Genomic DNA, 15912 nt, shown 5'->3' with positions numbered 1-15912 from the left:
GCAGCCAAGGCCGGCCGGATCAACACCGCCCGATTCGCCCACCCATCCAGACGTGCGAGCTCAGTCCCATCAAGCAAATCAATCGACGACAACCGCCGAGAAGGATCGGCAGTCATCGCCGCCAACACCCACTCCAACCGCTTGACCAAATCTCGGACCCGATAATCCGCATACAATTGCCCGGGACCGGCGGTGTTGAGAAACAGCTCGTCACCCGCCCGGATAAACCAGAGCTCAAGCTGATCTTCGAAACCAGAATGGGTTACGGCTCCGAAACCCGAAGCACCAGCAAAATCCGCGAGCCGCGTCGTCGGAATAAAATTAACCAGTACCCGGTTCGACGTTTCCCTGGAGCTACCAAGACGCGACTTCTTCTCAAGAAGGTGAACTGGAAACCGTTGATGCTCAAGTGCTTCTTGTATCCGCGAGTCAACGTGCTCACAAAAACGCGCAACAGTCGAGTCGGGCGAAACCGTCAACACCAGCGGAACAACCCCAGAAACCATCCCCGGTACGATCGCCATTTCTGGACGCACCCGCCGGCTCACCGGAAAGTCGAGCACTACTTCCGAACTTTCAACGTCGCACCCCCGGACCAGCAGCGCGCACGCCGCCGTGATCACCGACGCCCGACGCACTCCCAACGTCCGTGACAACCGGCGGGCTTCGGCAACGACGACCGGATCCAATTGAACCGGCGCAAAAGACGGATCGGGGTCATGCCCGTCCGCGGTGTGCACGATCCGGTGACGTACTTCGCTATCGGACGGAAGATTCTTCGTCCAATAGGCTCGATCATCGAGAAAATCGGTGGACGCTTCGTACTCTAGCTCGCAAGCGATCAGATCACGCAGCGATCCAAAAAAAGCAGGGGGAATCGGCGTACCAGAAGCCATTGCCGAGTAAACAGCCGCGATCCGATGACAAATAAGTCCAATGCCAATGCCATCGATCACGATATGATGACAGCACACGAACAAATAAAATTCGTTGACTGCTGTCTGCAACAACGCAAATTTGAACAGCGGACCAGTGAGTGGCATCAGTGTGCGTTGGATCGATGACGCTAGCCGTTGGGCGTCGCGAGCAGGATCCTGCGAGCCGGTCAAGTCGTAGCGGGCGAGCTCGACGTCCGGGTAATCAACCACCTTCTGGACGACCTCGCCATCCACTTGGAAAAAGGCAGCTCTAAGCGGTTCGGCCTCGCGCACCACTTGGCGGACCGCCTGCTCGAGCAAGCCAGGCTCGAGCGGTCCGTCGATTCGCCCAAGCATGCCGAGCTGCCACTTGGCACCAAAGTGACCCGTTTCCGCCGCAAGCCAGATATCCAGCTGTCCCCGCGTCAGCGGAAGTGCCCCGTCGTCAAGCTCCATTCGGACTCGCCTCACGGTTTACTTGTCAACACCCGCCCTCCGCCGCCCGGGCGACCTCGTAAGCCTTCCCCGGTCCGATTTTGTTGGATGTCTTGGCTGTAAAGGGCATGCCAGCCGCTAACGGTGTTGCGATTGCTGTGCGGAACGAATTCATGCAACCGGTTCTCCAAATATCTAGTTAGACAGCCCGTCCACTAGACATGAGTGGAACAGCGCTCCAGAGCATACTGGAGCCCTCGAGCGTCAGTCCGCGTTTTTGGACAAATTTCCAAAAGCCTGGATGCGGGCACATCGGACATCCCGCACTGTGCGCCGACCCAGTGCTCGGTGCCACCAGCCAACACGGCTAGCAGCCCTTCTATAGCTCAATGCAGAATTGATAGCTCAGTTGTTTTGACGACCCGGCAATACTCGGTAGTGGCGTTCATGGCCAGCCCGTTCTGATCCGGGCAATGTGCGCCACCGACACGGTGAAGATTCGTTGGCGATATACGCCGATAGTGCAGCGGGCGTACCGACGGGGCCAGTCCGACGTGCGCGCTGACTACCGGTTCGGCCGGAATCTCGGCAGTCGTGGATCCCCGCATGAGGATCGCACGTTATTCCCTTGGCCGACAAATGACTTGTTCGTAGGATTCGACTGAATTACAGGTCAATGTTTGTCGGCGCCTCGGAGCCCATGTGGACCCCCATAGCGAGATTTCCGCCCTCGAGGACGGCTGGCGAAGTCTTCCACGACGTCGGCTGCGGCCGCAATGCTTTCGCTGGAGCTGGTCATCCGGGCGGCGATCTCGCGGGCCCGTGCGACGTAATCTGGAGCCAGGATTCGGCGCAGGTCCGCGACTAACGATTTCTGGCTCGTGCTTGAAAAGCGCCTGGCGGTACCCACTTTCAGTCGTTTGACCCGACTTCCCCACAGTGTCTGGTCGATGTCTGTCGGAAGGATCAGCGTAGGGACTCCTGCGCGCAGGCCGGTAGCGGTGGTGCCCGTGCCGCCGTGGTGCACGACCGCGCGGCAGGCCGGAAACACGGCCGCGAGATTCACCGCGCCCACCAACTTGACGTGCTCGAAATGCGGGACGCCGCTGAAGTCACTCCCGCCGGTGCATACCAGCGCCCGCTCACCCAGCTGTGCGCACGCCGCGCTGATCATGCCTAGCGTGTCGGCCGGAGATTCGACCGGGACGCTGCCGAAGCCGAAGTAAATCGGCGGTGTTCCCGCCGCAATCCAGGACGCGACCTCCTCGTCGGCCTCCGTCGGCAACTCCATCGTCAGCGCACCGACGAAGGGCCGCCGACCATCGAATTTCGCCCATTCGGCACCCAGCCCCGGAAAGCAAACCTCGTCATAGGCCTGGATTTCCAGCCAGCCGCGTTCATTCATCCGCCGCGGCAAGGGACCCGTTGCCTTCGGCAGGCCCAGTGCACCGCGCTGCGCATCGTCGACGTTCTTCGCCAACCGCCAAGACAGCCACCAGAACAGCCTCATCGCGGAACGGCCCACCCATGACGGCACCAATCGCAGGAACTGCCCGTTGGCGCGTACCGGAAAGATGTGCAGGGTGGCCAACGGAATGTCGTAATAGTCGGCGACGTTGGCAGCGGACTGCTCGAAATTCAGTCCGCTGACTAGCATGTCGGCCCCATCGGCCAGCGACGCCAGCGTCGTGCAGATCTCTTCCCAGCGATCGATGACGGGCGCCGCAATTTCGCGTCGCAACCTGATCAGGTCCCCGATCCTCCAGAAATTCCCGAAAAAGTACGTCCAGAAGTCGCGGTGCGCATGCAGGATGGGCTGCACGTCCGGTCCGAAAGCGACGGCCGCAGGCCCAGCTGACTCGGCGAAGCCAATCAGGTCGGGTGGGACGGCCATGTGCACTTCGTGCCCGCGCCGCAACAACTCGCGGCCGACAGCGACGCATGGCTCGACGTCGCCGCGACTTCCGTAGGATGCCAGCACAAATTTCATCGCGGATTCTGGCCTTTCAGTCCCATGCGCACGTTCGCGAAACGAAATCGGCAGCCTCGCGTCCCATGCTCAGCCGGGCAGTTTAGCCGGATACCGCCGCTGCCGACCCAAGATCCAGCAGTTTCGGGTGAGCGACCGACGGGTTTCCGTTGCTCAGCCGACACGCCTGCGGGCGAAATTTTCCACGAGGTCCGCAGCGTAACTGGCGCTGTTCGCGGGCTTGGTCATCCGCGCGGAAATTTCACGCGCCCGGGCAACGTATTCCGGCTCCAGGATCCGGCGCAGATCCGCAACCAACGATCCCTGTGTCGTGTTTGAAAAGCGGCGGGCGGTACCAACTTTCAGGCGTTTGACCTGAGTGCCCCAAAGTGCTTGATCGCCCCATGTCGAAAGGATCAACGTGGGGACTCCAGCACGCAGGCCCGCGGCGGTGGTGCCCGTGCCGCCGTGGTGCACCACCGCACGGCAGGCAGGAAAGACGGCCGCATAATTCATCGCGGACACCACCTTGACATGTTCGAAGTGGGGGGCGCCGCTGAAGTCCGTCCCGGCGGCACATACCAGCGCTCGCTCCCCCAACTGTGCGCAAGCCGCGCCGATCATGGCCAGCGTGTCGGCGGGAGACTGGGCCGGCGTGCTACCGAAGCCGAAGAAGATCGGCGGTGTTCCTGCCGCAATCCACGACGCCACCTCGTCATCTGCCTCCGTCGGCAACTCCATCGTCAGCGCGCCGACGAAGGGCCGCCGACCATCGAATTTCGCCCATTCGGCAGCCAGTCCGGGAAAGCAAATCTCGTCGTAGGCCTGGATTTCCAGCGATCCCCGTTCGGTAATGCGCCGCGACGAGAGGCCTGTGACTTTCGCCAGGCCTAATTCACGTCGCTGAGCGTCCTCGAGCTTCTTCGTCACAGGCCGACCCAGCCACTCTGACAAAAGCATTGCGGAGCGCGCCAACGGCGCCGGTAGGCTCGCAACGAGCTGCCCATTGGGCCGCAACGGAAAGGCGTGCAGCGTGGCTAACGGAATGTCGTAATACTCAGCGACATTAGCAGCGGAATCTTCGCCGATTACGCTGGTGACCACCAAGTCGGCCCCATCGGCCAGCGACCTCAGCGTCGCGCTGGTTTCCTGCCAGCACTGGGCAAGCAGCTCTCGATCTTCGCGCCACAACCTCCTCACGTCGCCGACCCGCCAGGGAGTGCTGAATAAACGAGTCAAGAACTCGCGGTGCGCGTCCTGCCACCGCCGCGCATCCGGACCGTAGGCGACCGCCGCAAGACCTGCTGACTCGGCGAAGCCGACCAGGTCCGGTGGAACGGCTACACGCACGTCGTGCCCGCGGCGCAGCAACTCCCGGCCGACAGTAACGCCCGGCTCGACATCGCCACGAGTTCCATAGAACGCCAGCACAGACTTCATCTCGAACTTCAGCCTTTCACTTCACGGCGCGTTGTGCGAAATGACAGCGGCATCCTCATGTTCCCAGCCCCGCGTCTCGCAGCATAACCCGATACAGGCTGATTTACCCGGGCTCCTTGAGATCCCATGGGTTGACCCACGCCCAATCGATCGTTCAACGGACCCCTTCCGCGAGGTCTACCTGGTGGCGCCAGCCCAGCTTCCGTTGCGCCTTGGTGGAATCTGGGATACGGCGCGAGATTTCCTTATACAGGCCACATAATGGGCTGCGGTATCAACGGTTTTCGGCCTGCGACACTCCGTCGACTTTTGCAATCTTGATTGCAAGTGCGACAGCTCCTCCCACCGTTGTCTCGGTCATGCTGCCGCGAGCCGTAGACGTTGAAGTAACGCACCACTGTCACCGGCAGGCCGTAGGTCGTGTACATCGCGAATGCGAGATGCTCGGCGATAGCCTTGCTGGTGCTGTAACTCCATCGCGCGGGCCTTGTGGAACCCAGGACGCAATCGCCGTCCTCGGCGACGGCGTTCGGGTTCCTCCCAAACACTTCGGACGTGCTGGCCATCACCACTCGTGCTCCGTGCCGAGGGCTTAACGCGAGGAAGTTGCGCGTGCCGGTCACGTTGACGTCGAAAATACGGAGGGGATCGTAGAGATAGTTCTCGACACCCACGACTGCGGCCAGGTGGAAAACGGTGTTGACTCTCGGCATGAGCGCTGTTTCGAGCGCTGCCGGATCAGTGACATCGCCGCGCACGAACCGGAAGTTGGCCTGGCGGCCGAAGTCAAGCCCGCTGTCTCGGGAGTCCTCGGCAAGGTCGAAAATTCGGCAGAGTCGCCGCAGCGCAGCAATGCGGAGACCAAGTGTGAGCGGATGTTGCCCTGATTGGCGAGCAGCTGCTCGAGCAGCTCGTAGGTATAGGCAGGCATTGTGTCGATGACAGCCCTCGACGTGCGCGGAATTGCCAGATCCAACCCGAGGGACCGGCCCAGTTGATCGACGAACCACAGATCCTTAGTCAAGCAGCAACCGCCGACACCCACACCCGGCATCAAGATATTCACGTCGTGGCTACCCTTCGGCATCGTGTTGGCGCAACGGGCCGTTTCTTCGGTACGGCTGAGATGTCGACGGCAGCCGGATCGAACACCACGTTTCCTGGAGGGCCGGCCGGGAATCGTCAACTTTCTGCGGCAACAGATGGTACTTTCGTGATTCGCTGAACCAGACAAAGCTTTGGGCCTTCACCCCGCCGAGGAGCTCGATTTGGCTGTCGCCGAGCTGAATCCGCGCGAGGCGGAACACGCCGTGTGGGACGTGATTGTGGTGGGAACCGGCATGGGCGGGGGGACGCTGGGCTATTCGCTGGCTCGGTCAGGCCGCAAAGTGCTCTTTCTCGAAAAGGGGCGCTCGACCCTGCCCGGTGTGCCAGGGACGATTCGCTCTTCGTTCCCGGAGCTGGCCGAACCGCGAGCGGGTCGTTCCCCAGCGGCGTACTACGACGCTTTGGCCCGGGCCGGGCGCTCAATCGACGAGATCGAAGACATCAGCTGGCGCCTTCCGCGGCGGTTTCTGCCGTTGATCGGCAGTGGGACAGGCGGGTCGTCGGCGATCTACGGCATGGTCTGCGAGCGGTTTTTTGTTCGCGACTTCACTCCCCGGCAGAATTTCCGCACCCCCGGGGATTCCACTGTGCCGGAGGCGTGGCCGCTTAGTTACGAGCAACTGAGCCCGTGGTACGCAGCGGCTGAGAAGCTGCTGGGGGTCCGTGGCCAGCCAGATCCGCTGCGGCCGGAAGCGGCTGCCGTCGATTTGCCTCCGGCGCCGCCGTTCTCTACGGACAATCAGGTACTGGTCGACTATCTGGTAGGTCGGGGGCTGCATCCGTACCACTTGCCGATGGCCTGTGATTACACCGAAGGCTGCCTCACCTGTACGGGCTATCTCTGCCACCGATCGTGCAAACGCGACGCGGCTCGCAACTTCCTGATGCCCGCCGTTGTCGAGCATGGCGCCCAGCTGCTGACGGAATGCCGGGTGGTGTGCCTGGACGCAGACCGCACCCGGGTCCAGCGGGTGATCTGCGAGCATCGCTCCGGCATGCTGGCTCTGAGGGCCAAGGTGGTGGTGCTGGCGGCCGGTGCGCTGGTCACCCCAGTGTTGTTGCTCAGTTCCCGATCAGGTGACTGGCCGCAAGGATTGGCCAACGGCTCGGGCTGGGTGGGCCGCAACCTGATGCGTCATCTGCTCGACCTGGTTGAGATCTGGCCCCAAGCCGACTCGAAGATCACGGAACCGAGTAAGCAGATCGGACTGACTGACTTCTATTTCTGGGAAGGGCAGAAATACGGGACAGTGCAGTCAATGGGCTCAGTGCCGCCGATAGAGTATTTCACCAACCACCCCGGCTGGCCGTTCAAGGTGATGCGGTGGATGAGCCCCGCGGCGCGTCCCATCTACGAACGGTTCAGCGGCGGACTCGTGCTGGCTGCGATCATGGAAGACCTGCCCTATCTGGACAACCGCGTCCTCCCATCCGATCGGCCGAGCGTGGACGGGCGTCAGCGCATGCGAATTCAATATCGATTGCACCCCAACGAAGTTGAGCGCCGCGCCGTGTTTCTCCGGCAGTTGAAGCAGGTGTTCGAGCCGTTCCGCAAGATCACTATCGGAGCCGCCAAAGGCAATGGCCACCTGGCCCACGTCTGCGGCACGTGTCGTTTCGGTACGGACCCGAAATCCAGTGTGCTGGATCCACAAAACCGGGCACACGAAGTGGACAACCTCTACGTGGTGGACGGCTCATTCTTTCCGTCCAGCGCCGGTCTGAATCCCGGTCTGACCATCGCAGCCAACGCCTTACGAGTGGCGGCGCACCTGAACCACGTGCATTTTGCCACCTGACCCCTGCCGATCGCGTCGAAATACCTATGGGCCCAACAGATTAGAAGTTCGAAACCGGCTCGCGAAGTGGTAGTCCGGCAGCGCGATAGATCGCATCGATAACGGTCATATTGTCGACTGCGTCTTCGGGAGATGTCTTCACCGGTTGGCCGCGCAGCACTGCAGCGGCGAAGGCGTCAAGCTGATAAGCGTAAGAGGTGCGCCGTGGAAAGCGCTCTACCCGCTTCCCCTGCGCCGACTGCACCCAGAGCCGATTGAATAGGTGAGGTGCGACCGGATTGGATGCACGCAGCGCGCCCCGGTCGCCGACCACCTTGGCGCCAAACCGCAGCAGGCTCGACGACCACATCGAGCAGCAGACCCGACCTGTGTGCCCGCCTGGAAAGCGCAATTCGGCCGTCATGGCCCGATCCACCTGAGGATCGCGCAATTTAGCCCGGGCCGAAACAACTTCCGGCGTGGAACCAGCGAACGTGCGGACCATATTGACCGCATAGCACCCAGCATCCATCGTCGCGCCCCCGGCAAGCGAGTAGTTGTACCGGATGTCGGAAAACTTAGGCAGTGGGAAACATAAAACCGCCTCTACCCGCTGCAGCTTTCCCAGCTCCCCCGAGGCAACGATCTGCTCAATACGCAAACTCAGTGGATGGTAACGATAATGGAATCCCTCCATCACCACCCGATCCGACTTCGCTGCCAGGTCGGCGATCTCGCGGGCCTCCGCGGCATTGGCAGTGAACGGCTTTTCGCACAGCACATGCTTGCCTGCATTGAGGGCAGCTCGGGTCCATTTGCCGTGCAAGCCATTCGGCAGCGGATTGTACACAGCATCCACTTCCGGATCGGCAATCAGCGCCTCATAGTTGTCGTGTACGCGGGAAATACCGTGCTTGGCCGCAAAAGCCTCAGCACGGGACACGTCGCGCGCCGCCACGGCAGCCACAACTACATGCGCTTGTTCCCGGGCCGGATTGATCAGCGCAAGCGGTGCGACGCGGGCTGCGCCCAAGACGCCGATCCGCAACGGGGTCCCGCGACCAGACACGGACCGCATGCTAGCATTCGGCGCCCTTCTCAGGCTGATGCGCGCAAACGAATCGCGAGGAATATGAATCAGGACAACTCGGGAAAGCGCCGGAAGGACAAGACCAACAGGGTAGGGATTAAGCCATGCTGGGCTCGGTGCTGGTTAGGAGGACCGACACCGGACTTGGCCCTGTTTCGTTCGCATTCATCGTCGCCTCGGGAGCCGCCATCGGCACGCAGATCAGCGGCGTCATCGCGTTCGTAGCCGGGATGCTTGCCGTTGTCGAGATAACCCTCGTCAGCTATCTGGTCGTGCCGGCCAAAACCCAAGTGATAGTGCAGGGGTTCCATGACTAGGCGCTGGCCCACCGCCGGAAAATCATAATCGCCATTTTGTGGTGCGGGATGTCGCGCTGGTGGCTAACAGCACGGGGCCATCGTCTGAGCTGGTGGCCATGCGCCCCGAGCGCGCGCCAGCGCGCCACAAGAGCCGATCGCCGGAAGCGTCGTTAGGCCGTGCAGTACAGCGCTTTCCCTAACGCCGATCAGCCAACATGCCTGAGCCGGGCGAAATCTTCCAGGAGATCGGCAGCGGTAACAGCGCTTTGGCCGGATTTCGTTATATGACGGGCGATCTCGCGGGCCCGGGCAACGCATTCCGGGGCGAGGATAGTGCGCAGGTCGGCCACCAGAGTTTCGCAGGTAGTGCTCGAAAAGCGCCGAGCGGTGCCCACCTTCAGCCGTTTGACCCGAGCACCCCAGATCGGCTGGTCGGGCAACATCCAAAGAATCAGCGTGGGGACTCCCGCACGCAGGCCCGCGGCCGTGGTGCCCAAGCCACCGTGGTGCACGACCGCTCGGCAGGCAGGAAAAGCCGTTGCGTAATTAATCTCGACGACCACCTTGACGTGCTCGGACTCCCCAACATCGCTAAAATCACTCCATCCCGCGCATACCAATGCTCGCTCCCCCAAATGCGCACAGGCTGCGCTGATCATCGCCAGTGTGTCGGCGGGAGAGTCGACCAGCGTGCTGCCAAAGCCGAAGAAAATTGGCGGTGTTCCCGCTGCAATCCACGAAGCGACTTCGTCATCTTCCTTCGCCGGGAACTCTATCGTCAGTGCGCCAACAAAAGGCCGCCGGCCATCGAATTTCGCCCACTCAGCTGCGAGCCCGGGAAAACAAATCTCGTCGTAGGCCTGAATCTCGAGTGATCCGCGTTCGGCGATACGCCGCGACGCGGGCCCTGTGGTCTTCGGCAGGCCTAAGTCGCGACGCTGGGCGTCCTCGAGCGTCTTCACCCTGCGCCAAGCTAGCCACTCGTATACTCTCATGGCGGCGCGGCCCAGCGGCTCTGGCAGGAACGGCAGGAGCTGACCGTTGGCCCGCAGCGGGAAGTAATGCAGTGTGGCTAACGGAATGTCGTAATACTCTGCGACATTTGCCGCGGCGTTCTCGAAACTGGGGCCGGTGACTAGCACGTCTGCCCCGTCGGCCAGCGACACCAGCGTTGTGCTCGTCATTTCCCAGCACTGGGTGAACAGCTCCCAGCCTTCACGCCAGATCCTCGTCAGGTGCCGAATCCGCCAGAAGTTGTGGAAGAAGAACGTCCAGAAGTTGCGCGTCGCCTCCCACGGTTCTTGCATATCCAGGCCATAGGGGACTGCTGCGAGCCCGGCCGCCTCGGCGAAGCCAACCAGGTCTGGCGGGACGGCCGTGCACACTTCGTGCCCTCGGCGCAGCAGCTCACGGCCGACAGCGAGGCAGGGCTCGACGTCGCCGCGAGTTCCGTAGCTTGCCAGCACAAATTTCATCGCGCGATCATGCCTTTCACTTTCCGTGGGCGTTCCGGCACGCATCAATCAGTGATCATCAAGGATGCTGACGGTTCCGGCGCGCTGAGGTGCGTGCCGGCAAACAAGACGTCGTTCAAGGCCTTGGAAAGATGGGGTCCTGAGGCGTCCTTCGAATTCCGGCAACCAGGCTGATAAGCAAGAACCGATGAGGAAGACCTGTCTGAGCACCTTTCCCGAAACCAAGAGTCTCAGCCCGCCTATCCAGTGCATCAGCGATTTGGTCATCCCTGGGTAGACGACGTGTATGACGAGGTAATCCGCGCCGGTGCCGTCTGGCCGCCCAGCGGCCAGATTGAACGTACCGAGGTTCGATGAGGCGACGTTGGTCGTACTACCAACCAGAATGAGCCGCTTGGTAGCAGGGGAGCGATGGACAACATCGCGTGCTCTTGGTCCCGCGCCTTTCGATGGCGAATCAGCGCGTGTTTGATGCGGCGCGCAACTCACGCAAGTCCTTCGTCACCGGGACAGGGGCGACCAAGACGCCGACATTGCTGACGGCATTGGCCCGCGTGTCGCCTGCCGTGCGCTCGTTGACCGGGATCTGCACCGCGACCAAGCCGTCGGCGGTGAGCCGTCCCCGTCGTTGGGCCTGTCGAGCCGCCAATGCCGCAAGCAGCGCGTTGCCGCTGCCGCAGAGTGAGTGGACACGGGCCTCCCACACGTCGGCGTCGACTAACATCGTCGCCATCGAGACCGTGATGGGTTCGTCGGCGCCGGCGGGGCGTGGGCGGCCGGGTGGCAGGTACAACACCGTCTTGGCTGCGCCGGGCCAAGCGCACTGCGGTCACCAAGGCGTGGCCGATAGCGCACCTGGCCCAACAACCTAGCCGCACTGTGATCACCAGCCAATGTTGACCCGCAAGACCAACGTGTTGACGAAAAACCCCACCAGCGAGTTCCATAAATCCCAACGACCTTCACTGCCGATTAAGCCTTTCACTTTCCGTCCGCATCCTGCGAAATGAAAGCGGAAGCGCCGCGGCGCCGGGCCAACCGACCGGCAGCATAATCCACAACTCGCATTATCGACCCGAAATCACCAGGTTTGGGGAAGTGGCGCTTCAGGCCAGGGGCATTCAGGCCCAGGTGCCCTTGCGTCGGTGGAGGAGGGCGGCGATTTCGAGGACGAGCTTCCTTGGAATGAAGCGCTGCGCGCGGGTGACCTGCTGATAGTTTTCGAGTGCCGTTCCCAACCGCTGTTCGTTCACCCGGTAGTCGCAGAACACGCGATCCAACTCGTCTTGGCTCCAAGTTTCGCTAGCTGCGGCGCGGTGCAGATTGCGGTAGGTGGTGGTCAGCCAGTCGGCGCCAAACGGCTCAGGGCATGCTGATCCGTCGGCCTGCTGGTGGCATTCGTCAGCTGCGAGAAATTCATCGATCGCGACCTCGTTGGGGTTGAGATCGATGTTTAAAGCCTTTGATATCCGTGCGACCTCCCTGCGCCAATCATGAAGGAGATTGCCGTATTCCATGAATACGCGCGGCAGCCCGCGTGTGTAGCGCTCAGCGAGCAAACTGTTCTTCAACCACAGTGCGGCCGCGAGTTCTGGTTTGACGATCGGCATCATCGCTGTGACGGACTTCATAACTTCGTCGGGGTGGCGTACCGCGATCACGGCGGCAGGGTTGTACCCCGTCATGCGCGCGGCTTCGAACCACATTCCAGCTATGGGCGTAATCTGAAGGTCTTTTATAACGTAGAGGTCCGCTTGCTGCAGTGCCGCAAGATAAGCGTGGATCTCGGAAATGTCTCGTTTCTCGGCAGCTTTCTCGTGCAGGCGCAAGGTGGGGTCGGCAGATCTGCTGTGGTGGCGACGGAGAATCTTGTCGTTGAGGTAGCTGGCTTGACGTGGCTCCCAAAAGCCTCGCGGGTTAGCTTTCGCAGCGCCTATCATTCCAGGCGGAAGCGCGGCTCCGGACAGTGCGAGGACGCGTGTCATTGCGGACGTGCCGGATCGGGCCATTCCCAGCACGAACAATATTGTTGTCATCCGCGCCCCGCCTTTGCCGCATGGCACTGCCACAGAATCGAGGCATCAACCGAGTTCAGTTGCACAGGTTAATCGTAATTGAGAAGAAAGGCACGCCGGAGCTCTAAGGCATCGCCAGCCGCCGAACTAGGGCTATTCGGCAGCCACCTCAGAGAGGTAAACCCAACGGAGGCAAGGATTTCATCGGTCGGTCAAGCACGGTGGGCCACATTGCGCGGATCACAACACGTCAGCAACGGTAGTCCTTTGTGGTTTGACCGACTTGAGTACCCGATCGCAACCGATGCGTAAGAGGAGTCGTACCGATATAGCTACCAGTGAGTGAAAAGTCATTTAGTGCACCCAAAAGGTCTTGTCGCAGAGCGACGTTCGAGTTGGCATAGCCTGGCTGATATACACTTACCGAGAGGAAGATCTGCCCTTGTGCAGTCCCCGACAATAAGTACAGGGCTCCGCCCAAACGATGCATCAACTCCCTGGTGACACCCCGGTAGGAAAGCCTCGCGGCGAAGAGGTCGGCGTGCGTGCCGTCTGGCCGAATAGCCGCCTGGTTGACCACGCCGAGGTTGGATGACACGACGGCATTGTCGACGAGCCTGACGAACCGTTTGGGCAACAGGCCCAACAGTGGAACGAAGGACATCACTGCCCGCTCGTCATCGCGGGCCTCATGGTGGCTGGTCAGCGCTTGTCTGACCGCAGCCCTAATCTCACGCAAATCGTTTGTCGCGGAAGCAGGGTCGATTGTGACGGTTAGATGGCTAACCGCATTGGCGCGTGTGTCACCGGCTGTGCGCTCATTGACCGGCATCTTGATGAGGACCGAACCGTCGGCTGTGACGCGTCCCAATCGCTGGGCCAGATGGGCCGCCAGCCCCGCAAGCAGTGCGTTGCTGGTCCCTCCCAGTGCCTGTGCTCGGCTCTCCCACTCGTCAGCAGCGACGAAGGCTGTCGCCGTCGGCGGCGCTAGGGGTTCGTGAGCATTGGTCGGCAGCCTAAGTGGTGTGGTAGATGGTGCGGCTCGGGCCTGATGGCGGGCATGCCGGGCCAGACGCAACGCCGCGAAAGCGGCACGTCCGAGGGCAGGCATGTCGCGTACGCATTGACGGACGTCCTCGCGTACGGCCTGCCACCGTCGGCGCGACCCGGCATGGGGCCAGCAGATCGGGGCGTCGCGAGCATCGGCCGCATCCCCCATCGCTTCCAATAACCCGAGACCGTCGGCAAGGCAATGTGAAACGGTTAAGCTCACCGCCGCGCCGCCGTCGGTGAACGGCAGCATGGCAAGATGCCACCCGGGTCCGCGCTCGGCATCGATGGGAGTCGCGGCCTGCTCCTCGAGCCAGGCGTCTAGTTCTGCACGCGGGCGAGGCGTCGCGACGATCTCGATGTCGGACGGATTGTCGTCTAATACCCAGCGGTGTCGGCCAAATCGCAGGGGTGACGGTTCGATGCGGCGGTTTAACCATCCTCGTTGAAGGTGGTGATGAAATTTCCGCAGGCCATCGACGTCGACGGGGCGGTTGTATATCCAGAACGGATGTGGTATCGAAGCCACGCCCGTTACGCGCTCGGCGTCGAAAGTGAGCTGGTCGAGCGGGTCGAGCACATTGTCCATTGCCCGTACCATACTTCCTGCCGCGTGTCTTCAGAGCCGGAATATCGTAAGACGCTGGCCTCCGGGTCTGTGCCGACACTGGGAGCGTCACGGCTTCGACTGTGGCCGGAAGTTGGGCGAAGCCCAAACCGGCAGCAAAGATGGACGCCCTGTTTAAGACTGCGCAGTTAAACGCGAACCGGCGGCAGTTCAAGGTTCACGACTTCTAAGTTATAGTCGCATCGCGCATTACTCCGCACCGCCCTGACTTAACCACCACCTGTTCGCCGCCGTTAGCGATCCAGCAGAGTTCGCTAAGGTCAGAAGGAGTTTCATGCCACACGATTCGCGATGAAATGTGTGCTGGCGAGCTATGGCACACGCGGCGATGTGGAGCCCTGCGTCGCTGTCGGTCGTGAACTGCTGCGCCGCGGTCACGATGTGCGACTGGCAGTCCCGCCTGACTTGGTGGGCTTCGCCGAGTCGGCCGGACTTGTGGCAGTCGCATACGGGCCGGACACGCGGCAGTGGTGGGGGGCACACCGCGACTTCTGGACCGGTTTGCTGCGCAACTTTTGGCAGATTCGAGATTTGATCCGGTTATGGCGCCAAATCGGGGAGTCCGTCATCCAGCACTGGGAAAACGTCACTACGACGCTGCGCTTACTGGCCGATGGGGCTGATTTGCTAGTCACTTTTCTCAACTTCGAGCAACCCGCCGTCAATGTCGCTGAGTACTACAAAATTCCGCTCGCCACACTGCATATTGCTCCTGTCCGACCCAACGGCCAAATCCTGCCATTATTGCCGCCGTGGTTGGGCCGTTACGCGCTGAGAGCTTACGAGTGGCTGGTTTGGCGCGGGGTAAAGCGGTTCGATGACGCGCAGCGCCGTCAGCTGGGCCTGCCCCAGGCAACGCGCTCCGCCCCGCGACGCATCACCGAACGCGGATCACTGGAAATTCAGGCCTATGAGCAAATTTGGTTTCCCGGGCTGGCAGCCGAATGGTCAAAATTTCAGGGGCAACGGCCATTTGTCGGCGCGTTGACGCTCGAGTTGCCCACGGATGCCGACGAGGAGGTCGCCTCATGGATCGCGGCGGGAACACCGCCGATTTGCTTTAGCTTTGGCAGCACACCTGTCGAATCACCCGACGACACCCTCGCCATGATCAGCGCGGTCTGCACGCAGTTGGGCGAGCGGGCATTGGTCTGCTCAGGCTGGAGTGACTTCGGCAGAGTTTCTCATTCCAAAAGCGTCAAGGTGGTGGACACGATGAACTACGCCGCCACATTTCCGGGCTGTCGCGCCATCGTGCACCACGGTGGCATGGGCACTACGGCCGCGGCACTGCGCGCGGGGGTGCCCATGCTGATCCTGTGGACAGCGCCCGATCAGGCGATCTGGGCAACCCGGGTCAAACACCTAAGGGTGGGCCTTGGACGGCGGCTCTCGTCCGCTAACCGGGAGTCACTGGTCAAAGATCTGCGCCGAGTCCTACGACCAGACTATGCCGCCCGAGCCCGCGCGCTCGCGACGCAGACAACTAAGCCCGCCGAAAGCGTCACCAATGCAGCCGACCTGCTGGAGAATCTTGTTCACCCAAGGCGTGTTCGGTAACTGCGGAGGTCGCTAATCCGTCCTTTTGCGTGTCCGCACTTCTTGTTGTGTCGCATACCTTGTCTCGCGAACAACAAGTTGAGCCACGCAAGCAGGCCGGGCGGGCCGCGCCTGTGGCCTACCCTGTCTCGGCAGGATAGGATTTCGGG

The 15912-nt window shown here is 61.6% G+C and carries 11 protein-coding genes and 3 pseudogenes; 3 read left to right on the top strand and 11 right to left on the bottom strand.

All coding sequences use genetic code 11. The features are described 5' to 3' along the window. Positions 1-116: 116 nt before the first annotated feature. The 5 genes and pseudogenes from MYXE_RS25415 to MYXE_RS24100 all read right to left on the bottom strand — a co-directional run. Positions 117-1373 (bottom strand): annotated as a pseudogene (locus tag MYXE_RS25415) (condensation domain-containing protein); the annotation flags it as partial. Between the two features lie 652 nt (positions 1374-2025). Next, positions 2026-3342, bottom strand: a complete 1317-nt coding sequence (locus MYXE_RS00975) for a glycosyltransferase (protein WP_003918675.1) — start codon at positions 3340-3342, stop codon at positions 2026-2028. A gap of 153 nt (positions 3343-3495) precedes the next feature. Continuing rightward, positions 3496-4761: a glycosyltransferase gene (locus tag MYXE_RS00970; protein WP_003918674.1), complete on the bottom strand. Its 1266-nt coding sequence runs from the start codon at positions 4759-4761 to the stop codon at positions 3496-3498. Between the two features lie 245 nt (positions 4762-5006). Further along, positions 5007-5771 carry an NAD-dependent epimerase/dehydratase family protein gene (locus tag MYXE_RS24105; RefSeq protein ID WP_003918673.1) on the bottom strand — a complete coding sequence of 255 codons (765 nt, stop codon included), beginning with the start codon at positions 5769-5771 and terminating at the stop codon, positions 5007-5009. Then, positions 5765-5848 (bottom strand): annotated as a pseudogene (locus MYXE_RS24100) (hypothetical protein); the annotation flags it as partial. The pseudogene MYXE_RS24100 and the gene MYXE_RS24105, both read right to left, overlap by 7 nt. Before the next feature lie 253 nt (positions 5849-6101). Here MYXE_RS24100 and MYXE_RS00955 point away from each other — a divergent pair. After that, positions 6102-7667, top strand: a complete 1566-nt coding sequence (locus tag MYXE_RS00955; protein ID WP_112650074.1) for a GMC oxidoreductase — start codon at positions 6102-6104, stop codon at positions 7665-7667. A 40-nt stretch (positions 7668-7707) separates the two neighbouring features. On the opposite strand, the gene MYXE_RS00950 is transcribed toward MYXE_RS00955, so the two are convergent. Next, positions 7708-8724, bottom strand: a complete 1017-nt coding sequence (locus tag MYXE_RS00950) for a Gfo/Idh/MocA family protein (RefSeq protein ID WP_003918671.1) — start codon at positions 8722-8724, stop codon at positions 7708-7710. A 116-nt stretch (positions 8725-8840) separates the two neighbouring features. On the opposite strand from MYXE_RS00950, the gene MYXE_RS00945 reads away from it, so the two are divergent. Continuing rightward, positions 8841-9053: a GAP family protein gene (locus MYXE_RS00945; protein ID WP_003918670.1), complete on the top strand. Its 213-nt coding sequence runs from the start codon at positions 8841-8843 to the stop codon at positions 9051-9053. A gap of 188 nt (positions 9054-9241) precedes the next feature. On the opposite strand, the gene MYXE_RS00940 is transcribed toward MYXE_RS00945, so the two are convergent. The 5 genes and pseudogenes from MYXE_RS00940 to MYXE_RS00925 all read right to left on the bottom strand — a co-directional run bounded on the left by MYXE_RS00940 (position 9242) and on the right by MYXE_RS00925 (position 14164). Further along, positions 9242-10510 (bottom strand): glycosyltransferase, encoded by a 1269-nt coding sequence (locus MYXE_RS00940; protein WP_003918669.1) that lies wholly within the window; start codon positions 10508-10510, stop codon positions 9242-9244. A gap of 457 nt (positions 10511-10967) precedes the next feature. Beyond that, positions 10968-11243, bottom strand: a complete 276-nt coding sequence (locus tag MYXE_RS00935) for a hypothetical protein (protein WP_139821188.1) — start codon at positions 11241-11243, stop codon at positions 10968-10970. A 109-nt stretch (positions 11244-11352) separates the two neighbouring features. Beyond that, positions 11353-11453, bottom strand: a pseudogene (locus tag MYXE_RS25170) (hypothetical protein); the annotation flags it as partial. Between the two features lie 178 nt (positions 11454-11631). Then, positions 11632-12546 (bottom strand): sulfotransferase family protein, encoded by a 915-nt coding sequence (locus MYXE_RS00930; protein WP_232061698.1) that lies wholly within the window; start codon positions 12544-12546, stop codon positions 11632-11634. A gap of 229 nt (positions 12547-12775) precedes the next feature. After that, positions 12776-14164, bottom strand: coding sequence for a wax ester/triacylglycerol synthase domain-containing protein (locus MYXE_RS00925; RefSeq protein WP_003918666.1), 1389 nt, complete (start codon positions 14162-14164; stop codon positions 12776-12778). A 330-nt stretch (positions 14165-14494) separates the two neighbouring features. Here MYXE_RS00925 and MYXE_RS00920 point away from each other — a divergent pair, with 330 nt between their 5' ends. Then, complete coding sequence (locus MYXE_RS00920; protein WP_003918665.1) at positions 14495-15763, top strand: glycosyltransferase; 1269 nt, start codon at positions 14495-14497, stop codon at positions 15761-15763. Positions 15764-15912: the final 149 nt, after the last annotated feature.

It is taken from the genome of Mycobacterium xenopi (assembly GCF_009936235.1).
GTDB classification, from domain to species: domain Bacteria; phylum Actinomycetota; class Actinomycetes; order Mycobacteriales; family Mycobacteriaceae; genus Mycobacterium; species Mycobacterium xenopi.
The sequence above is the reverse complement of the archived record's forward strand: the minus strand, read 5'-3'. Positions and strand labels throughout refer to the sequence as shown.